Origin of the sequence: Candidatus Jidaibacter acanthamoeba (assembly GCF_000815465.1) — a bacterium.
Taxonomy (GTDB): domain Bacteria; phylum Pseudomonadota; class Alphaproteobacteria; order Rickettsiales; family Midichloriaceae; genus Jidaibacter; species Jidaibacter acanthamoebae.
The window spans coordinates 53,018-73,808 of record NZ_JSWE01000036.1; the positions used below are offsets into that span (position 1 = coordinate 53,018).

Genomic DNA, 20,791 nt, shown 5'->3' on the forward strand with positions numbered 1-20,791 from the left:
ATGGTAAAAGTTGCAGTAATTCATCACGGAAACTATGGATATACAAAAACTATCGCTGAGTATATAGCACTGGGTGCTAAAGAAATAGCTATAACTGTTGAGCTATATCAATCTTCGGAGATAGAGAAGAATTTAAGCGCACTTGATGATGCAAATGCTATTATCTTCGGAAGTCCGACTTACTTCGGCTCCGTCTCTGCTGAATTTAAATCCTTTATGGATTCAACTTCTCAGCTTTGGCTCAAACAGAAATGGAAAGATAAGGTAGCAGCAGCATTTACCTGTGCTAATTCTCCAAGCGGTGATCAGATGAGCACATTAATGCAACTTTTTATATTTGCTTCACAGCATAGTATGATTTGGGCAGGGTCGGACTTAATGCCTAAAATGCAAGAATATAATGAAGGTTTGGAAGTTTATAATAAGCTTGGTAGCTGGGTAGGATTCGGTTTAGCTGTAAGAGGTGATCAAGGGGAAAGAATAGAGTTGGAAGAAGTAGATATAAAAGCCGCAAAACATTTTGGTAAAAGGATAGCTAAAGTTGCTAAAAAGTTTAAATAGAGAGATGAAAATATGAAAAAATTAACAGTTAGAGAAGCGATAAGAATTGGAATTAGGGAAGAAATGCTTGCGGATGAAAGCGTCTTTGTCATGGGTGAAGAAGTAGCGGAATATAATGGCGCATATAAAATCACTCAAGGATTATTTGATGAATTCGGTGGTAGAAGAGTTGTTGATACCCCAATCACCGAGCATGGATTTACAGGACTAGGTGTCGGTGCTGCCTTTGTCGGATTAAAACCTATTATTGAATTTATGACTTTTAATTTCGCTATGCAGGCAATTGATCATATTATTAACTCTGCGGCTAAAACCAACTATATGTCAGGCGGACAAGTAAGATGCCCGATAGTGTTTAGAGGGCCTAACGGCTCAGCTGCCAGGGTCGGCGCTCAGCATTCGCAGTGCTATGCCAGCTGGTATGCACATATTCCGGGGTTAATAGTACTTGCACCATATACAGCATATGATCACAAAGGATTGATGAAAGCAGCTATTCGAGACCCGAATCCGGTTGTTTTCCTAGAAAATGAAATACTTTACGGACATACCCATGAAGTAGGCGAGGACTTTGATACCGATTACGTAGTTCCGATCGGTAAAGCGGCAATTATAAGAGAAGGAAGCGATGTAACTATTACTGCATTTTCACTCCAAGTAAAAACCGCGCTTGATGCAGCAGAAAAATTAGCCGAGATGGGAATTGACGCAGAAGTAATTGACCTCAGAACCTTAAGGCCTTTAGATACTGAAACTATAGTAAACAGCGTTAAAAAGACTAACAGAATCGTAGCAGTGGAAGAAAGTTGGCCATTCGCCGGGATAGGAGCTGAAATTGCAGCTCAAATTATGGAACATGCTTTCGATTACCTTGATGCACCCGTGAAAAGGGTCACCGGTAAGGACGTTCTGCTTCCGTATGCGGCAAATCTTGAGCGTATGGCTATAGTACAGGTTGAAGATATAGTACAGGCTGCTAAGGAAGTCTGTTATAGGTAACTTAATACTTCTCCTGCTCTAAAGTTAAAAACTATTTTCTTCAAAAAAAATAATTGTTAGTTATAAACTTAAAAATTTATAACGCAATTATTGGCAGTATAGATATTTTATCTTGAAAATAAATTCATGTTTATATAGCTTGTAAGGTTAACTTTGATAGAATTTAAGGAGTATATAATGAATACCGTAAAATTCATTCGTGAATCTTTAGCTCCATATAAGCTCTATATCTCTATTCAAATAATAATAATTTTTTTCTCTGCGGTTAATCATAGCTTAAGCCCCTATTTAACCAAGTTAATTATAGACAAGCTAACCGTTACTCAACCCGACCAGGCTGTTCAGGCAGTTGCTAATCTCGGTATAATGTATATCTCGTTACAAATAGTAATGATTGCGATGTGGCGCATATATGATTATTGCTATTTGAAATATGTTCCATTGCTTAGGACAAAAGTTGCCCATAGAATGATGATGTATACAACCGGGCACTCTCATAACTATTTTCAAAATCAGTTTGCAGGAAGCCTAACTAATAAAGTTGTGGATGCTGCTAAAGCTGTAACCGGTATTAGTCAAACAATGATTAATAGTTTTGCCGGAGCAGCGCTTAGTTTATTAGTTGCTGCTTATGCGATGTGGAGTGTGCACTTGTGGTTTTCCGTACTGGTATTCATATGGGCTGCTATTGCTATCTTCTTTTCTACAAAAGTATCTAAAAAATCAAGCAAACTTGCAAAAAAATCCGCTGAAGCCTCATCAAGAGTTGTAGGTAATATAGTTGATACCTTAGGCAATATTAATAATGTCAGAGCTTTTACCGGCTATAACACTGAAAGCAACCGCTTAAAAGTTATACAAGGCGATTTTGTTAATGCCATGCGGGCAAGAAACTGGTTCATGCTGAAGGTATATTCTATACAAGGTACATTATTCAGTCTTTATCAATCTTTGTGCTTAGCTCTTCTAATTTATTTATATAGTAAAGGCCAAGTGACTGCTGGGGATTTTGCTATGATACTTACCATCAATCATACTATTATTGATATTATTTGGCAGCTCTCCCATTCAATGCGTGATTTCAGTGAAGACTACGGAACTTTAGAGCAGGCGCTACAAATTATACAGGAGCCTTATGAAATCACAGATGCTGCAAATGCTAAAGAATTAGCCGTCACTAAAGGTAAAATTACTTTTGATCAGGTTGGCTTCCATTACAAGAATGCTACTCCCCTATTCGGAAATTTATCGGTAACAGTGGAACCTAATCAGAAGGTAGGGTTGGTCGGGTATTCAGGCAGCGGTAAATCCACTTTTGTAAATCTGATAATGCGCTTATATGATATAAACTTCGGAAAAATATTAATTGATGACCAAGATATTAAGTATGTAACTCAAAACTCTTTAAGAGAAAATATTTCGATTATACCGCAAGACCCTTCCCTGTTTCATAGAACGCTAATGGAAAACATTCGTTACGGGACTTCGGCAACCGACAATGAAGTAATTATGGCGGCTAAAAAAGCGCATGCGGATGAATTTATATCTAAGCTTACTCTGGGCTACAATTCACTTGTCGGTGAACGTGGCGTAAAATTATCCGGTGGCCAAAGACAAAGGGTTGCGATCGCAAGAGCTATTTTGAAAAATGCACCTATACTCATTCTTGATGAAGCTACCTCCCAGCTTGATTCTGTAACCGAAGCTTTAATTCAGGAAAGCATATTTAAATTAATGCAGAAAAAGACCGCTCTTGTTGTTGCACATAGGCTTTCAACCCTTTTACATATGGATCGTATACTCGTTTTTGATCAAGGAAAGATAGTTGAAGACGGCACTCATGATGAGCTGCTGGCTTTAAATGGATTATATAAAACTTTATGGGACGCACAGGTAGGCGGATTTTTACCGGATAAGCCGGGAGAATAAGTATAAAATTATTTTTATCTTACTTAATAATTATTCGCTCTGCTTTGCCATGTGTTATGTAACTCCACAACCATTTAACAAAGACGGTTAATCGATTACGAAAACCGATTAGAAAGTATATATGTGCTAAATCCCAAATTATCCAGGCTAATACACCTTTGAATTTTATCCAAGTAAAATCGGCCACCGCCGAATAGCGACCGATAATAGCCATGTTACCAAAATTTAGGTATTTAAATTCATATTCTTTTTCAGAACCGGCAACACGTGCCCTGATTACCTTTGCAATAAACTTTCCCTGCTGAGTCGCAGCGGCAGCTAAAGCCGGAACTGCCTTATTATCTTTGCCCTTAATTTCCGCAGCATCACCTACAATGAATATATTGGAATTAAAGGGTAATGAGAGATCATTTTTCACCAGGACTCTTTGATTTGTGCCTAGCTTAATCTCATCTTTATTTAATAGATGCTTAATTGATTTTGCTTTAACTCCGGCTGCCCAGATTATTAAATCGCTTTCTATCTTTTCTCCACTCCATAATTTTATTTGATGCGGGCTAATATCCATTACCTTGGAGTTAAGCTTAATTACTATCCCTTTTTCTTCCAAAGATTTTTGAGCAACTGCTGATAATGAAGGAGCTAAAGAGGATAAAATTCTTGACCCGGCCTCTATTAATATAATTTCGGTATCAAGAGGGTTAATATGAGTAAAATCTGATCTAATCGCCTGTTTAGTCAGCTCGGCGATAGCCCCTGCCAGTTCTACGCCTGTAGGCCCTCCTCCGATTATAGTAAAAGTCACATGCTTTTTATGATTTGCAATTTCTGCTCTTTCAAACGTTTCTAATAATTCTTTCCTGATTTTTAGGGCATTTTTTAATGATTTAAGCCCGATAGTATGCTCTCTCCAATGATTATTACCGAAATAATTATCTTCACTACCCACTGCAAGAATTAAATAATCATAATTTAGAGCAGTGGCATTTTTAGTAAAAACTATTTTTTTATCCGAGTCTATCACGGTAGCTTCATCCATAATAACCGAAATATTTTTATAATTCTTAAATTGCTCTCTTATCGGCACTGCAATATCAGAAGGAGCGAGATCCCCGCAGGCAACCTGGTATAAAAATGGCTGAAAGACATGGTAGTTGTTAACATCGATGATAGTGATTTTTATATTCTTTTGTTTTTTTAAATTTTGCGCGGCAGTAAGCCCAGCGAATCCTCCGCCTACTATTACTATATGAGAAAATTCCCCTTGCATGGCCATAACAATTACCTGTTTTATTTAATTCTACCTAAACCCCTTTTTAAATTTTAACTTAGTTTCTTTGCATAGCAACATATAATAAAATTAATAGAGCTATAAAACTGCTTAAATAATTGATTACTAAAGTTGCAATTTGGTTATAAGAGAGTTATAATTTATTTAAAATCTTCTTTTTCTATTGATTTATGAATTTTATTGGCCTTACTTCTCTTGTTAAACGCCTCCCATTTTATGCTGACGATGTTAAGCAAAATATAAAAGAACTTTTTTCAAAAGAACTTGAAGGCCTTGCAATAAGGCAGATGTACGGCATCGCTCTTGCAGCCGGGTATTACTTAAAAAATGAGCAGATGTTAAATTGTATTCGTGCGGAAGCTAAAATCCATTTGGAGGAAGCAGATGCTACTGCAGCTAAATTTGCCGTAGTTGTTACAAGTATGACCAGTACTTATTATAATTTTAATTCAAGTGTTACTGATGAAGAAATAAAAGCACTACCTGCAGATTTGCACTTAAATGCTTTTTCGGATCCTACTATCTTAAAGACTGATTTTGAGCTATATTGCTTAGCTATTTCTATATTTTTAAAGTGTAAATACTGTACCGACCTTCATATTAAATCTTTAATTTCCCAAGGGATATCAAAGGTAGCTATTAATAATGTAGCAAGAATTGTTTCCGTACTAAGGGCAGCAAAAGCAGCACTGGAAATTGAAAATATAAGAAGCTATGAGTTCATAGCCCGAGGCCCTAACTTTTAAATTTAATTAGAAACTTATGACATTTACAGTTGCGATTACAGGAAAGCCGAATGTCGGCAAATCCTCACTATTTAATAAACTAAACGGTAGGAGGCTAGCAATTGTCAATGATATGCCCGGTGTAACCCGCGACAGCAAAGACTTTACTGCTGATATAGACGGTCACTTAGTTAAGTTTATTGATACTGCCGGATGGGAAGATAAGGATAGTATTCTAAGTAAAAAAATGGTTGAGCAAACTTTAAAAGCAGTATCAAGAGCTGATCTGGTACTATTAATGCTGGATGCAAGAAACGGGATCACCCCTGATGACATACAATTCGGCGGCATTGTAAGAAAATCAGGTAAGCCCTGCGTTATAATCATCAATAAAAGCGAAAGTAAAATAAACATTCTTGAAAATGAAATTTACAAATTCGGCTTCGGTGAACCGATTTATATTTCAGCTGCACACGGCAAGGGTATTGCTGATTTATTTGAGAAGGTAATATCTCATAAGACGAAATTCTATCATGAGCAGGAGGAAGAAAATCCGGAAGATGACCAATTAAAGCTTACTATAGTAGGAAGACCTAATGTCGGTAAGTCTACCCTATTTAATGCTATTCTCGGTTTTGAAAGAGCTATAACTTCAGATATTGCCGGTACAACCAGAGATGCAATCAACCATTATTTAACTTATAAAGATACTGATATTGAGCTCATTGATACTGCAGGTCTCAGAAAAAAAGCCAATGTTAATGAAATTATTGAAGAGCTTTCCACTGCGGAAAGCATTAATGCGATTAGAAGATCTCATATAGCTTTCTTAGTAGTTGCAGCAGACCAGCCCCTTGAAAAGCAGGATTTAGCCATAGCACGAATTGCTATCCAAGAAGGAAAGCCTTTAATTTTGGTAATCAATAAATGCGACTTAATCAAAAACTTCAGGGAGTTTGAAGAGGAAATAGAATATTTAGTTGCCGATAATCTATCTGAAGTAGTCGGGCTACCTATTGTTTATATTTCAGCATTAAAACAGCAAGGTATTGATAAAATATTTGATAAAGCTTTAGAGGTCGATCAAAAATGGAAGATGAAAATATCTACAGGCAAACTTAACAGCTGGCTATGCAATGCTACTACTCACTATATTCCGCCGCTTGCGAACAACGGACGCAGAATTCGTATTAAATATATGACCCAAACCAGAGTTAAACCCCCGACCTTTAATTTTTATTGTAATATCCCTGAGGATTTGCCTGAAAGCTATAATAAATATTTACGTAATTCTTTGCGAAAGGAGTTTGATCTGCAAGGCATCCCGCTTAGAATGATTTTTCATAAGAATAAGAACCCTTATAAGAATAGATAGGATCAACTGACAAAAAATATATTAAGTTAATTGAAATAGTAAAATTAGATATATGATAGAATTTGTTAATGTAATTCCTAATGAAGTTGAAGAAAAAATGTATAAAGACATGGTAAAATATGAATATAATCATGGTATTGATGTAAATTATAAACAATTCTCGCTTATTCTTACTGAAGATAGTAATGAAGTAGTAGGCGTTTTAAAAGCATATACCGCCTTTGCAGAAGTGTATATTGACGAATTATGGGTTGATAGTTCACATCGCAGGAAAGGACATGGTAGGAAGCTTATGCAAGAGCTTGAAAACCATTTTCACGGTAAAGGGTTTAATAATATAAATTTAGTAACAAGTAATTTTCAAGCCCCGGGCTTCTATTTAAAATGTGGATTTACAGCTGAATTTGTAAGGATAAATAAGAAGCACCCGAATCTAACTAAAACTTTTTTTATTAAATATTTTACTGAGGAGTTACAAACTCAAGGCATCCTTTAAAAAGAATAGAAATATAATAGATTTTATATATTTAAATTTATTATATTTATGTTTCCTTGGCTTACAAATTAGCTATTAAGATAATAAACTCATGACATATCCACGTTAATTTTGTTCACACAACCTAGCTATACTAACAATATATTATTTCGCCTTCTTAATCAGTGTTTCAGCAGCTAAAACTGATTCTCTAGTTACATCTTCTCCTGATAACATACGGGCGATTTCATGCAGCTTCTCTTCGTAAGTTAATTCTTTGACATCTACGTTCGCTTTATTATTGATAATGTTTTTACTTACCAAATAGTGATTATCCGAGTATGCCGCGACTTGCGGTTGATGGGTGATTACCAGCACTTGGTGTTCGCCGGATAAAAACTTTAGCTTCTTACCTATACTGTCCGCAACTGCTCCCCCAACACCAACGTCAATTTCATCAAATATAATTGAAGGCGATGACTTAACCTTAGAAAGCGCTACTCTTAAACTCAAAAACAACCTTGAAAGCTCCCCGCCCGAGGCAATTTTATTTATATATCCGAATTCACTGCCCGGATTTGTTCTGGCTAGAAACCTTACCTTATCAATACCATGCGCTGCCCACTCATTTTCATTTGCAGTAACACTTTCTATCATAAAATCAGCATAGCCCATTTTTAGCTGCTCTAATTCAACTTTGACCGCCTTCTCTAAAATTATAGCATTCTGTTTTCTAATTATTGAAACTTGCTCGGCAATCTTAAGATATGCTAATTTGCTTTTCTCAGTATCAGCTTTAAATTCCTGATAAAATTTATTATAGTTACTTACTCGATCTAATTTTTCTTTAGTAAGTATTAGAAACTCTTCTAAACTATTCGGATCAACCCCGTATTTTCTGGCGATGTTTTTAAGATTAAATAGCCTTTCTTCAACTGAATTTAGGTTGAATTTTTCAGAAGCTATTGTGTCATAAACTTTTTCAACTTGGGCGATACCTTCATTGATTTCAATCAACCCAATTTCAAAGCTTTTTTCAGCTTCTTTAAATAAATTCGGTACTTTTGTAAGCGCCTTAATTAAATTATTTAGCTTTGCAACTATTCCGCTACCTGAGTTAGCCTCATTTAATACTAAACTAGATATATCCTGAATTTTTGCTTTTTCCCTCAAAGAATTCCTTAAATTGCTTAGATATTCTTCTTCACCGACTTTCGGATTGAGCTCGGATATTTCTTGAATAATATGAGTTAAGTAATTTCTCTCATCTTCAGCTTTTGACTTATTTCCAATAATCTCATTTAATTTATGCTCGTTCTCCTTCCATAGTTTGTAAGCAGAGCCTACTGCCTCCAATTCTCTATAATTACCGGAGAATTCGTCTAATATTAAGCGATGGTGTGAAGTATTAAACAAACCCTTTTGATCATGCTGACTTGAAATCTCGACTAACAGCTCCCCGATTGCTTCCAATGCGGCCACACTGGAAAGAATATCATTAACATAGCATTTAGTTTTACCGCTTTGTTCTAATACACGCCTCAATATTAAAGTTTCGGCTAGCTCAAAGCCTTGTGAGACTAAGTATTCTTTTATATGAGGGAATTGCTCTATATTAAACGCGGCTGAAATAACTGCATTACTGCCCTCACTCTTTATCAGTTTGGCATTCGCCCTTCTTCCTAAAGCTAAACCTAATGCATCAAGTATGATTGATTTACCTGCACCTGTCTCACCGCTTAACACGCATAATCCTTGATTAAAATCCAGGTTTAAAGAATCGATCAGAATAAAATTTTTAATTGAAAGTGAAACTAACATAAAATATTAGTTAAAATTACTTAGATCTATCTTTCTACGATTAGCAAGCTCAATAGTCAAATCTTTTGCTCGATCTGAGCTCATTAAACCAAGTATCGCTGCAAGTTTAGCTTCCTTCATCTGAGATGAAACATCGACCAATATAGGCATTTCAAGCTCATCAAATATTCTTGCCGCATCTTTTGGCTTCATGTTTTCATATATCTTAACCAAGGTAAGTATTTCCTGATTTCGCTTCTCATTATATTTATCAAGGATACTTTGAGCTTGAGTAATTAAATTTTGTAAAGCATCAATCTTTTGTTGAATACGCTTTTCGGTAACTTTTAGTACATTTTCTTTTAAGCTTATATCCTTTTCCCTTATATTAAGCTCCTCTCTTCGTTTAACCAGACTTTCCAGAACTTCTACTTCTGTAGAGGAAAACTGGTTTTGCCAATCAGCTTTATTACCGGTTTTATTGTCATCATCGCCCTGAGAACTCGGTTCTGCGGGATTCGTAGATTGCTGTTTAGTATCTTCCACATTTGAAGTCGGGCTAGATGTAGGTACATCCTTAGAAGCTACAGGCTCTTTGTTACTTGTATCTTGAGCATTCAATTCGGAAGCTGAGAAAATTTCCGGGATATGCTCAGAAACATTCATTACCTTTGAAAACACTAAGATGAATAAAAACCCGATCAAAAATGGTAAAAGTCTAAGCATTATATAATTCTCAAGTTTGTTTTATTAGTTTAATTGCATTACGCAAATCATCTTTAGTTTTTGAAGATCCGTTACTACTGATTACTTTTGAATTATTAAGTGTAAGAGGTTTCGTCATCTTACGGTCAAGTGCATTTGCAGAGGGAAACTGAGGTTTTGGTTGCCCTTGCTGAGCCACTTCATTTCTTGCTACACCTATCGCATTTTCTAATCTATCAGCTAGTTTTGCTGCAGTATTAGTCATAAATGAAAGATCGGAAATCAACTCACCCGCTTTATCAACATACTGCTGCAACTCTACAGAGGAAGTTTGTGACATTACCTTTAAATCAGCTATGCTTTTATGAGTTTTTATAATTGCTGCATCGAAAGTCTGCACTAGAATTCCTAAATCTTTTTTACTGTCTTTTAACTCAATAATTTTTTTATTTAGCCTCCAGCAAAAACCGATTGTTATTATAAGTAGTGAAATTACTGTAATATTAAGTAAAATATCCATCCCCTTACTTTTTATACCTCTCTAAATTAATGCTGTCATTTAGTTGTATAGCAAGCTTATCTCCGCTTTTGCCGGGTTGACCGGCGGAGATGATAGTTTCATTTAATTTTATATCCCAGTCAGCTCCGACCATCTTATCAAGCATTATAGTTTTACCTACTTTCAGTTCGGCAACATTTTTTAGCCCCGCAGGCATGCCGTCCAGACTTACTTTTATTGTAACCGTCGCTTTACCGATCTCGTTCTCAAAATGCCTTGTCCAATTAGGATCTTTGCTTCCTCTCTCACCTATATAAGGTTTAGACAATATTTTTTTAACCGGTTCAATTGTAGTATAAGGTAAAATAATATGAATATTACCTGAGCGAGTATCCATAGTAACTTTTAAATTAAGCACTATAGCTACATCTTCAGGCCGCACAATCATTGCAAATTTAGGATTAGTTTCAACTCTATCAAGCTGGAAATTTGCAGAAGTAACCGGATTAAATGCTAAACTTAAATCATGCAAAACTATTTCAGTTATACTTTTAACCACACTATTTTCTATTGAGGTAAAAGAACGCCCTTCGACTTTTAAAGAGGGTGGTGTTTTTCTTCCCCCGAACAATACCTCAACGAAAGCATAAATCATTGTGGAGTCAAAAGCTAATATACAAAAATTATCCCATTCTATTACTTTAAATACTGAAAACATTGAAGGTGCACCGATTCTGGACAAACAGTCTCCGAATCGCTCAGTTTTCATGCTTTCTATTTCAACATCAACGTTATCGGCTGTATAATTTCTTAAAGAAGTAGAGTTAATTCTTACAAATCTATCAAATGTAATTTCCAGCATTGGAAGTCTAATAGAAGTTTGTAAAATTTTATCTAATAATAGCTCCACTCCTTTAGCTTTATGGGAAGTAGAAGCAGGCTGGTTAACTCCTTCCCGGTTTAAGCTTTGAGATTTCTCATTTAATGCCTGTTCCCAAGTTTTATTAGAACTATTTTTTTCTGTTTCTTGGGTAATACTTTGATCGTGAGCCATAGTTTACTGAACAAATACATCTTTAAATAGGATATCATTAATCTGGGCAGGATATACAATTTTGTTAACCCTTAATAACATTTCGGTTTTCAACTTATATAGTGCTATAGAACCTTGCATATCTTCAGGTCTTAACTCTCTTAAATATATTATAAATGTATCCCTAATCTTAGGTGAATACATTTTCACCGCATCAAGATTTTTACTTCCTGTAACTTGCAGAGTTATTTTAAGTTTTAAGAATCCTTGACCTTTACCGCCGGTGTTCAAATTCATTAGTATTTCATCGAGATCGAAGTAAGCTATTTCTTTTTCAGCAGCCTTCTGCTCTAATTTTTTCTTATCTTCTTCGGTTTTTTGTTGTTTCAAATAAAATAAGATCCCCCCTCCAGTACTAAGCAGCAGAATAAGAAATACAGCTATAAATATAATTTTTTTCTTGTGGCTTTTAGGAGGTGGAGCTGAAGAGCCTTCTGCTTCGGTTTGCTCACCTTCAGCAACCCCTTCCTTATCATTTTCAAGTTGCTCTTTTTCTTCAGCTGCCATTTATTTCCCTTATGTAACAATACTTATTAACATATTCTTACACAAATAACATATTGGTTACAACTTTAAAAAAAATTATTCTAATTGATCAATAAAACTTGCGATCATATTTAGTCCTTTTTTCCAAAATCCTGAATGTGAAGCATCAAGACCGAATGGCTTTAATAGCTCCTTGTGCCGTAATGTACCCCCTGCTTGCAACATGATTATATATTTTTCCTCAAAATTTTCTATTCCGTCTAAATATGATTGGTACAGTGAATTGACTAAACAATCCCCGAATGCATATGAATAGACATAAAACGGCGAATGAATAAAATGCGATACATATGCCCAATAATATTTATATTCATCATGGAACTTAATACCTTCTCCTAAGCTTTCTTTCTGGGTTTTGAGCCAAATCTCACAAATTCTTTCCGAACTTAATTCTCCCCTTTCTCTACGCTCGTTATGTATCATGTTTTCAAATTCACAGAAGGCAATTTGCCTGACTACAGTATTTAGCATATCTTCAACTTTATTTGCGATCAGCAATTTTTTGTTACGCTCATCTTTTTCAATATCAAGTAAGTATCTAAAAGCAAGCTGCTCACCGAAGACTGAAGCAGTTTCAGCTAATGTAAGCGGAGTACCGCACATTAAAGCTCCCTGTTTATTAGAGAGTAATTGATGTATACCATGCCCGAGTTCATGTGCTAAGGTCATTACATCTCTAGTTCTACCTAAATAATTCAGCATCAGGTAAGGATGAGCGGAAGGAACTGTCGGGTGGGCAAAGGCTCCGCTTCTTTTCCCTGAACCGGTTGGCACATCTATCCAATTGTTTTCGAAAAAGTTATTAGCTACCTCCAGAATTTTCGGAGAAAAGTTAGCTAAGGAAACTTTAACTAATTCCACGGCTTCCTGCCAGGAATATACTTTATCCGTTTTGCCGGGGAGAGGGGCATTCCTGTCCCAATAATCCAAGCTTTCCACTCCGAACCATTTGGCTTTTAGCTTATAATATCTATGGGAGAGCTTAGGATAATAGGATTTAACCGTATCAATAAGTGCTTGAACCGTTTCATCCTCAATATAATTAGAAAGGTTACGTGAAGAGATTGGCTTAGAGAACTTCCTTAAAGTATCAATAGTCTGTTTTTCTTTAGCTAAAGTATTAGTAATTAAACTAAATAACTTGGTGTTTTTACCCAGTACTTCTCCCAAAGATTTTGCAGCTATTTTTCTCGTTTCACTATCCGGTTCGGAAAGTTTGTGTAAGATTTCACTACAAGTCAGTTGTTCTTCTTTGAAAGGGAATCTTAAATCAACCATAGTCTCATCAAACAAACGGCTCCAAGCTTGCCCACCGGTAACAGAAGTATGATGTAATATTTCTTCCTCTTTATCAGATAACTGATGTTTTTTAAAAACTCTTAAATCTCTAAACCAAGGTTTATATCCGGCTAACTTTTCATTCTTCAGCAGATTATCCAAGTGTTTATCTTCCAGCTGATTGATTTGCAAGGTAAAGAAAATTAAAGCAGCAGAAAGTTGAGTAAGTTGCTCCTGCATATTTTGAAAAAAAGCAGCCTTCTCGGGATTGGCCATATCAGTTGTATAGTAAAGAAAAGCAAAACTCCCTATCTTACCCATCAGATCACTAATGTTCTCATATTTAATTATAGCTGCATAAAATTCCTCTCCCGAAAGTTCGGCAATTTTGTTTTGGTATTCCTCAGCAAACTTTTGAATATCAGACTCCAGTCTGCTTAGGTCATCGGCTAAAGCCTTATCCTTCGGGCTTTGATAGAGGTCTTTCAGATCCCATTTCGGCATAAATCCAAGTTTGTTATTTTCTTCTATTTGTATATTATTCATGGAATCCTCTTTTTAATTTGCTGTTTTTGTTATAAGGTATAGTTGAGTTATAACCGATTTCAACTGAAACAATGCTACTGAGATACTTTTTTGCCTTCTTTTCGCTCTTACTTATTACTTCATGCGGCTTTCATCCTGTATACAGTGATAATAACTTTGGCAAACAATTAAGTGGAATAAAAGTGGGGAGTATCAGTTACGAGAGTAAAATTCCTACCCGTGAATCCATTGCACTAACTTCGGCGCTTGAGCACGAATTTAACTGGTCTTATACCGATTCTCCGAAAAACTATACTCTCGATCTTTCCTATGTAATTTCGATTGAAGGCGTCGCAATCCAAAGCAATGCTCTTGCAACCAGAAACAATTTAAGAGTTACCTTAAATTATGCACTCACTGATAATAACAGCGGTAAAGTTATTGAACGCAACACCTTAATCGGGGTAGAAAGTTTTGATATTCAATCTTCCCCTTATTCTAACTATGTTTCTAAAGAGGAAACGGCAGTGAAGGTGATGAAATCTTTGGCTACCGAGCTAAAATTAAGGCTTACCGGGTTGGTTGGGAATAATATAAAATCATAAGATAGTTAGTAGGAAAGAACTATCCTATCTAGTCATTTCCTCATCAAAAACCAATAAGCGTATGCAACCGTCATTGATGAGATAACAAGAATAATAGTGTAAAAAATATATATCTTATAATAATTTCCTAAAAGCCACTTAGCTATTATAAGACCAATAACGGAAGCTAAAAACAGCAAGCGCTGTAATGTAAGGAGCTTGTAGCGTCTCAGTATCCAATATAACGGCATACCAATACATAACAACCCTACATATGCAAAAATGACACCAATAAAACTTCCAGATATCATAACTCGCATTATAAAATACACTTCACTTAAAAAGCTTTCATACGAAAATTTTACATAGCAGATGAAACAAGAATATATACCTAGAACCAGCGCTAAAGGAATAATAGAAAGCGGTGCAACCAGAAACGCTACGATCTTTTTTCTTAAGCTGCTTATTCTATTTTCTCTCATAATTTATCAGTAAAGAGAACTATACTCCCGTTGAACCGAAGCCGCCAGCACCTCTTTCGGTCTCAGGTAGTTCTTCGACTATATTCCAATTAACTTTAGAATATTTAGCTATAACCATTTGGGCTATTCTCATCCCCCTAGTGATCACAAAATCTTTATCACTTAAGTTAATAAGTATAGCGCAAATTTCTCCTCTATAATCCGCATCAATTGTTCCGGGAGCATTAGCAACAGTTATACCGCTCTTCAGTGCAAGGCCTGATCTTGGCCTAACTTGTGCTTCATAACCTTCGGATAAAGCGATTGCAATACCGGTCGGGATTGCTTTTCTTTCCAAAGGCTTTAGAGTTATATCCTCTTCAATGGCTGCCGTTAAATCCATTCCTGCACTATTTATCGTTGCATAGGAAGGAATCGGTAATTCATTTAGATTTGAGAGTTTCTTAATTAAGATATTTTCAATCGACATAATACTTTACCCTATAAAAGTAGGTTGCTTTTCAGTTTTTTTGGAATTTATTTGAGGAATTATATCCTCAGATTTATTATTGTCATCTTCTTTTAGGATTTCATTGTTGTTTGGCCTGCTTTTAACTGGTTTTTCATTTTCTTCTTTCATATTTAATATCTTTTCTAAAACGACCTCATTTGACCAATCTAACGGACGCTTATATGAAGCAATAATATATCCGCCCTTATTAATTAAGAATGAACTCGGCAACGAGTGTACACCTAATTCTCCCATTATCTCTTTTTTAGGATCAAGAAAAAAATCTATATTTTCAATATTCCTTTGTTTTAAAAATATTTGCAGTTGCTGGGGAGATTTAAAGTCAATTGTGATCGGAAGGATTACTATATCATCAACCTCTCTATACTTTAATTCTCTCGCGAGCTGATCAAGCTTAGTTAACTCATTAATACAATCGGTGCACCAGCTTGCCCATAAATATAATACAATAAATTTATTTTTAAATTCTTTTAAGAGATGGGCGCTTCCGTCTTTATTGAATATCTTAGCTCTGGGTACTTTTATTTTGTGCTTTAATATCCCCGCCTCAAACATTTTATTTACTTCTATGCTCTTCTTGCTTTTATGTATGTCTATTGGAGATGCTTTTGCAACACTTATACAATTAAATCCAAATTCTATAGCAAAAATAAGGGTGCAAACAAAAAAAAACGTTGATATATACAAAAAATTTGTTACAAATCTTAAAAGAAGTTTTTTTAAAATTTTGTTAAACATTTGATAACTTATTTAACCCGATAAAAATTAGTATTATGACAGCACGCAAACTCAATAAACAAGAATTAACTCCGGATGTTGCAAATAGCAATGATAATTTAACATCCTCTATTTCACAAGTAGAAGGAGCTGTGAATCCTCTTTGGGGTGGCTTCTTTAACAATAGTACCAATGAACTTACCAGAAAAATGCTAAGCTCATTGAATATTGATAAAAGGCTTTATGCGGTAGCTATTGAATCTACTAAAGCTCAGCTTAGAATGCATGTGAAAAGAGAAATTATTGCAGATCAGGATGGTAAGAAGCTGATTGAAGGCTTAGATATCATTAAAAAAGAGATATCTGAAGGCAAGTTCAATTTTGATAATACTCAAAATGATATTTATGATAATATTGAAAGAAGATTAGCTGAACTTTGCGGTGGTGCCGTTGAAAGCTTATATATCGCCAGATCTAAAAATGATCAGATTTCAGGCGATTTGAAGCTATGGGTCAGAGATGCATATGATAGCCTTGATAGCGGTCTACTAAACCTACAAGCTGCATTAATTGACAAGGCGGAAGAAAACGTTAAAACATTGATGCCTGGTTATACCAACATGCAAGTTGAACAACCTATATCTTTAGGACATCACCTGATGGCATATGTTGAAATGCTCGGTCGTGATAGGGGTAGAATTAAAGATGCAAGAGCAAGGTTGAATACTTCACCTTACGGTTCTAATTCATTAGCCGGATCCGCTTTCTATATTAACCGTGAGATGGTAGGAAGAATACTCGGCTTTGATAAAGCTGCGCCGAACTCTATTGATTCAGTAACTGATAGAGATTATGTAGTTGAGTTTTTATCTTTTGCTTCTATTTGTTCCATGCATTTATCAAGAATTGCAGAAGACCTGATATTCTGGCATAGCCCTAATAATAATTTCATCTCATTTTCAAACGCGTTTGTAGTACAAAGTTCTATAACTCCTTTCAAGAGGGATCCGAAAATTATTGAATTGGTTAGAGGTAGAACCGGGAAAGTTTATGGTGCATTAGTAAATATTTTAACTACGCTAAAAGGCCTTTCAGTCGGCTTCTCGGAAGATTTACAGGAAGCTGCGGAACCGGTATTTGAAACTTATGATACCTTATTAAATAACATAAATGTTATGGCTGCATTATCTGCTGACTTTATTGTAAACAGAAAAGAAATGAAAGAAGCTGCTCAATATGGTTATTCTACGGCTCCGGACTTAGTTAACTGGTTAATTATTAATACCGGCATGAAGCCGAAGAAAGCTATTAACACAACTCAAAAAATTGTTAATTTAGCAATTCAAAAAGAATCTAAGCTTTCTTTACTTGAATTAAATGAACTTCAAGCAATTGAGCCGAAAATCAATGATGATATCTATAGTGTATTAATTGCATCAAGAGCAGTAATCAGCAGAAGAACTACCGCCGGAACCAACCCGGTACAGGTTAGAAAAGCTATAAGATCTGCAAGAAGAAGATATTTATAATAATTAATAGGAGAGGGCAAAATGATTAAGAAAACTTTACTTTCTATTATGCTATCTTTAGCACTATGTTCTTGTGGTATTAAGGGAGATTTATCTTTGCCCGATGAGGAAGGTGTTTATATTCCTCCGCAAGATAATAAATAAATCCCACTATACAAGATACCGAGTATTATAAGAACTCTTTTTGTACTACCTGCAAAAAGAGTTCTTTTAATGGCCTGGTCAAATATGCTTTTGTATAAAGCAATTGCTAACTTTAAATATTTAAAGTTATAAATGTAAGCGTTATTAGCGAAATAATAGAACTTAGAGCTACTATCATTTTAATCTTTTCCTGCTCAATAGAAAATTGCTTAGCAATCAAGTAAACAACGAAAGCCGTTGGCGCAGAAGCAGTAATTATTAGTGAATAAAACCAATACCTATCTAGATGGAATACATAGCACCCTACCAAAAAGGCAGCTATAGGATGTAAAATATTTTTTGTAAATATAATAAATATTAGCTCTTTTTTTAAGACATACTTAGATATTTTTACACTGCCAAGGCTTAACCCAAAAGTAAATAATGCCATACCGGAAGCACCGTTTCCTAGATTTCTTGTAATATCGGTTAGTGATGTGATATTAGGCTGTAATTGAAAGTAATTTAATAGCAAAGCAATAATCGGCATTGCAACTAATGGACTTGAAAGGGAAGCAAATATCCTCTTCGAAACTGATTTTTCGTGGTGGTTTAATAAGCTTAACAGAGTTACAAAAATAGTTTGAATAATAATTACTTGGATTAGGTTACCTAATATAGCAGCACTTGGATCATTAAATAAAAATGTAATAACGGGAATAGAATAAATAGCAGCATTAACATATCCGGAAGCAAGTATTTTCATAGTTATTTGAGAAACGGAGTTATTATGAAAGTAGCATGCAGCTACCAACGCCATGGCTAAAAAGGAGAGTAAATAACTATAAATATAATCAGGATATAAAAAAACTGAAAGATCATATTTTAAGACAGCCGTAAATAAATAGCACGGGATACCGACTTTAAATAGAAACAATTCAAAGCCTTCTATTTGGCTATGATTAAAAACTTTTCTTTTTTCACAGATCACCCCTAAAGCAATAATTACAAAAATAATTACTAAGTTTTGAACTAAGATCATAAATTAACCTATCTGAAATGATATTATGATGAGGAATTTCTAAGTATTCGCTTCCTCAATTTTTCCCTGCACCTTAATCCAATCAGCTTCTATAACTTCCATTTCTTTTAAAACCAAAGAAAGTGACTTATTCAAATTTTCAATTTTGCTATACTCACCTTTAGTTGAATAATCTGCAATCTCGCTTTCAATAAGTTCTTTTTTGTTGGTGAGCTCCGCTATTTTTTTCTCTAATTGTTTAGATTCTTTATCTAACTTAGAAAGTTCTGTTTTATTATGATTTGATTTATTTTTATTTTGAGATTTTTGCTTAGTACCAGAACGTTCTTTTTTGCGTTGCATGATAACCAAATCACGATACGCGGCTATATCTTCCTCATAAGGTTTGCAGGTGCCGTTTGCCACCAACCATAGTCTATCAGCAACCGCGCCTACCAAATGCGGATCATGGCTAACCAGAATTACTGCGCCCGTATAGTTATTCAGTGCCTGGGTTAAAGCTTCGCGGGCTTCTATATCAAGATGGTTAGTCGGTTCATCCAGCAACATTATATGAGGAGCATCAAAGCTCATAAGTGATAATAAAAGCCTTGCTTTCTCACCGCCTGAAAGCTCTTCCACCTTAGTATCCGATTTAAACTTGTCAAAACCAAATTTTCCTAAGGCTGCCCGAACTTTAGCTTCAGCTTGATCTTGCATTTCTCTACGCATCAGTTCATATGGAGTTTGTGTTATATCCAGCTCCTCTGCCTGGTGTTGCGAGAAATAGCCGATTTTTAACTTACTTGGTTTCTTTACCTCTCCGCTTAAGGGTGTAAGACGACCGGATAATAATTTCACCAGGGTGGATTTACCGTTACCATTTGCTCCAAGCAACGCAATACGGTCATCCATATCTATATTAAGGCTCAAATTACGCAGTACCGGCACATTTTCATAACCGACATCAACATTATCCAATACGATCATAGGAGAATATAACTGCTCAGGCTCAGGGAATATAAAAGGCTTTGTGCGTTCAGCAATTACCGCATCAACAATATCCATTTTCTCAATGGCTTTTAACCGGCTTTGCGCCTGTTTAGCTTTACTTGCCTTGGCACGAAAACGCTCGACAAATTTCATCATTTTATTTTTTTGTGCCTGTTGCTTTTCATGTATAGCTTGTTGGCTGATTAATTTTTCTGCACGTCTACGTTCGAATTGATCATAATTTCCGGTATAATTTTCTAGCCCTAAATTATTAAGATGAACTATATGGGTTACGGTTTTATTTAAAATATCTCTGTCGTGACTAATTATAATTAAGGTTTTTTCATAACGCATAAGGTAATTTTCAAGCCATACCATGGCTTCAAAATCCAGATGGTTAGTCGGTTCATCAAGCATTAAAAGATCAGGATTACGAAATAATGCCGCAGCAAGCGCAACCCGCATACGCCATCCCCCGGAAAACTTTGATATAGCGCTATTTTGCGCTTCTTCGTCGAAACCAAGTCCGGAAAGTATACTTGCCGCCCTTGCAGGCGCTTCATAAGCTCTTATTTCTTCTAATCGGGTATATATGTATCCGATACGATCGGGATCCTCCGTAGTCTCCGCTTCCTTTAAAAGACTATCTCTTTCCGTATCCGCTGCAAGCACTACATCTATAAGTTTAGTATCATCATGAGGCAAATCCTGCCTTACCATACCGACAGAAATGTTTCTTACCAGTGCTATTTCTCCGGAATCGGGAAGCAGTTCTCCGCAAATAAGTTTGAGTAAAGTAGATTTTCCTGTACCGTTGGCTCCGACTAGCCCGATTCTTTGGCCGATGGAAACTTGCAGTGAGGCATTGTTAAATATCATCCTTCCAGCAATTAGATAGGTAAGATTTGTTACTGAAAGCATATATTGTAACTTATAATAATTTATGTAAATTTGGGCTTAATATTACATAAATTTGCTTCAAGAACAATCTCTAATATTTTTTATATATTTACAGGTAAAAAGAAAAGTA

Annotated in this window: 21 protein-coding genes; 9 read left to right on the forward strand and 12 right to left on the reverse strand. The window is 35.4% G+C overall.

Going from position 1 to position 20,791, the window contains the following annotated elements; translation table 11 throughout:
* The 3 genes from NF27_RS00735 to NF27_RS00745 all read left to right on the forward strand — a co-directional run bounded on the left by NF27_RS00735 (position 1) and on the right by NF27_RS00745 (position 3,489).
* Complete coding sequence (locus NF27_RS00735) at positions 1-561, forward strand: flavodoxin family protein (RefSeq protein WP_039454707.1); 561 nt, start codon at positions 1-3, stop codon at positions 559-561.
* 12 nt (positions 562-573) lie between these two features.
* Positions 574-1,560 carry a pyruvate dehydrogenase complex E1 component subunit beta gene (locus NF27_RS00740; protein WP_039454709.1) on the forward strand — a complete coding sequence of 329 codons (987 nt, stop codon included), beginning with the start codon at positions 574-576 and terminating at the stop codon, positions 1,558-1,560.
* A 177-nt stretch (positions 1,561-1,737) separates the two neighbouring features.
* Positions 1,738-3,489: an ABC transporter ATP-binding protein gene (locus NF27_RS00745; protein ID WP_039454711.1), complete on the forward strand. Its 1,752-nt coding sequence runs from the start codon at positions 1,738-1,740 to the stop codon at positions 3,487-3,489.
* Positions 3,490-3,508: 19 nt separating this feature from the next.
* On the opposite strand, the gene NF27_RS00750 is transcribed toward NF27_RS00745, so the two are convergent.
* The gene (locus NF27_RS00750; protein WP_039454712.1) at positions 3,509-4,765 is read right to left on the reverse strand and encodes an NAD(P)/FAD-dependent oxidoreductase; all 1,257 of its coding nucleotides are present in this window, start codon (positions 4,763-4,765) and stop codon (positions 3,509-3,511) included.
* 185 nt (positions 4,766-4,950) lie between these two features.
* Between NF27_RS00750 and NF27_RS00755 the strand changes: the two genes are divergently transcribed.
* From NF27_RS00755 to NF27_RS00765, 3 genes are read left to right on the forward strand one after another with little or no spacing between them, the layout of a single operon-like run.
* On the forward strand, positions 4,951-5,526 hold the full coding sequence (locus NF27_RS00755; protein ID WP_039454714.1) for a carboxymuconolactone decarboxylase family protein: 576 nt from the start codon (positions 4,951-4,953) through the stop codon (positions 5,524-5,526).
* 16 nt (positions 5,527-5,542) lie between these two features.
* Positions 5,543-6,880 carry a ribosome biogenesis GTPase Der gene (der, locus tag NF27_RS00760; protein ID WP_039454717.1) on the forward strand — a complete coding sequence of 446 codons (1,338 nt, stop codon included), beginning with the start codon at positions 5,543-5,545 and terminating at the stop codon, positions 6,878-6,880.
* Positions 6,881-6,932: 52 nt separating this feature from the next.
* Positions 6,933-7,376 carry a GNAT family N-acetyltransferase gene (locus NF27_RS00765; RefSeq protein WP_053332452.1) on the forward strand — a complete coding sequence of 148 codons (444 nt, stop codon included), beginning with the start codon at positions 6,933-6,935 and terminating at the stop codon, positions 7,374-7,376.
* 144 nt (positions 7,377-7,520) lie between these two features.
* On the opposite strand, the gene recN is transcribed toward NF27_RS00765, so the two are convergent.
* From recN to NF27_RS00795, 6 genes are all read right to left on the reverse strand, one after another.
* Positions 7,521-9,176 (reverse strand): DNA repair protein RecN, encoded by a 1,656-nt coding sequence (recN, locus tag NF27_RS00770; RefSeq protein WP_039454719.1) that lies wholly within the window; start codon positions 9,174-9,176, stop codon positions 7,521-7,523.
* Between the two features lie 6 nt (positions 9,177-9,182).
* Complete coding sequence (locus NF27_RS10955) at positions 9,183-9,881, reverse strand: MotE family protein (RefSeq protein ID WP_152606800.1); 699 nt, start codon at positions 9,879-9,881, stop codon at positions 9,183-9,185.
* A gap of 10 nt (positions 9,882-9,891) precedes the next feature.
* Complete coding sequence (locus NF27_RS00780; protein ID WP_039454721.1) at positions 9,892-10,380, reverse strand: DUF6468 domain-containing protein; 489 nt, start codon at positions 10,378-10,380, stop codon at positions 9,892-9,894.
* Positions 10,381-10,384: 4 nt separating this feature from the next.
* Positions 10,385-11,413, reverse strand: a complete 1,029-nt coding sequence (locus tag NF27_RS00785) for a FliM/FliN family flagellar motor switch protein (RefSeq protein ID WP_053332454.1) — start codon at positions 11,411-11,413, stop codon at positions 10,385-10,387.
* A 3-nt stretch (positions 11,414-11,416) separates the two neighbouring features.
* The gene (locus tag NF27_RS00790; protein WP_053332455.1) at positions 11,417-11,959 is read right to left on the reverse strand and encodes a flagellar basal body-associated FliL family protein; all 543 of its coding nucleotides are present in this window, start codon (positions 11,957-11,959) and stop codon (positions 11,417-11,419) included.
* Positions 11,960-12,034: 75 nt separating this feature from the next.
* A complete protein-coding gene (locus tag NF27_RS00795; protein ID WP_039454723.1) occupies positions 12,035-13,822 on the reverse strand; it encodes a M3 family oligoendopeptidase in 1,788 nt (595 codons plus the stop codon).
* Positions 13,823-14,004: 182 nt separating this feature from the next.
* On the opposite strand from NF27_RS00795, the gene lptE reads away from it, so the two are divergent.
* Complete coding sequence (lptE, locus tag NF27_RS00800; protein WP_161791747.1) at positions 14,005-14,406, forward strand: LPS assembly lipoprotein LptE; 402 nt, start codon at positions 14,005-14,007, stop codon at positions 14,404-14,406.
* A gap of 32 nt (positions 14,407-14,438) precedes the next feature.
* Here the strand turns inward: lptE and NF27_RS00805 are convergent, their stop codons facing one another.
* The 3 genes from NF27_RS00805 to NF27_RS00815 are packed head-to-tail and all read right to left on the reverse strand — an operon-like array spanning position 14,439 to position 15,933.
* Positions 14,439-14,867: a hypothetical protein gene (locus tag NF27_RS00805; protein ID WP_039454727.1), complete on the reverse strand. Its 429-nt coding sequence runs from the start codon at positions 14,865-14,867 to the stop codon at positions 14,439-14,441.
* Positions 14,868-14,886: 19 nt separating this feature from the next.
* Complete coding sequence (gene dut, locus NF27_RS00810; RefSeq protein ID WP_038540394.1) at positions 14,887-15,336, reverse strand: dUTP diphosphatase; 450 nt, start codon at positions 15,334-15,336, stop codon at positions 14,887-14,889.
* A gap of 6 nt (positions 15,337-15,342) precedes the next feature.
* Positions 15,343-15,933 carry a TlpA family protein disulfide reductase gene (locus NF27_RS00815; protein WP_161791748.1) on the reverse strand — a complete coding sequence of 197 codons (591 nt, stop codon included), beginning with the start codon at positions 15,931-15,933 and terminating at the stop codon, positions 15,343-15,345.
* 218 nt (positions 15,934-16,151) lie between these two features.
* On the opposite strand from NF27_RS00815, the gene argH reads away from it, so the two are divergent.
* Positions 16,152-17,624: an argininosuccinate lyase gene (argH, locus tag NF27_RS00820; protein ID WP_084173816.1), complete on the forward strand. Its 1,473-nt coding sequence runs from the start codon at positions 16,152-16,154 to the stop codon at positions 17,622-17,624.
* 21 nt (positions 17,625-17,645) lie between these two features.
* A complete protein-coding gene (lptM, locus tag NF27_RS12925; RefSeq protein ID WP_239647804.1) occupies positions 17,646-17,768 on the forward strand; it encodes an LPS translocon maturation chaperone LptM in 123 nt (40 codons plus the stop codon).
* A gap of 112 nt (positions 17,769-17,880) precedes the next feature.
* Here lptM and NF27_RS00825 read toward each other — a convergent pair whose 3' ends face one another.
* Together NF27_RS00825 and NF27_RS00830 are read right to left on the reverse strand one after the other, a co-directional pair.
* Complete coding sequence (locus NF27_RS00825; protein WP_039454732.1) at positions 17,881-18,789, reverse strand: AEC family transporter; 909 nt, start codon at positions 18,787-18,789, stop codon at positions 17,881-17,883.
* Positions 18,790-18,828: 39 nt separating this feature from the next.
* Positions 18,829-20,682 carry an ABC-F family ATP-binding cassette domain-containing protein gene (locus NF27_RS00830; RefSeq protein WP_039454734.1) on the reverse strand — a complete coding sequence of 618 codons (1,854 nt, stop codon included), beginning with the start codon at positions 20,680-20,682 and terminating at the stop codon, positions 18,829-18,831.
* Between the last annotated feature and the right edge of the window lie 109 nt (positions 20,683-20,791).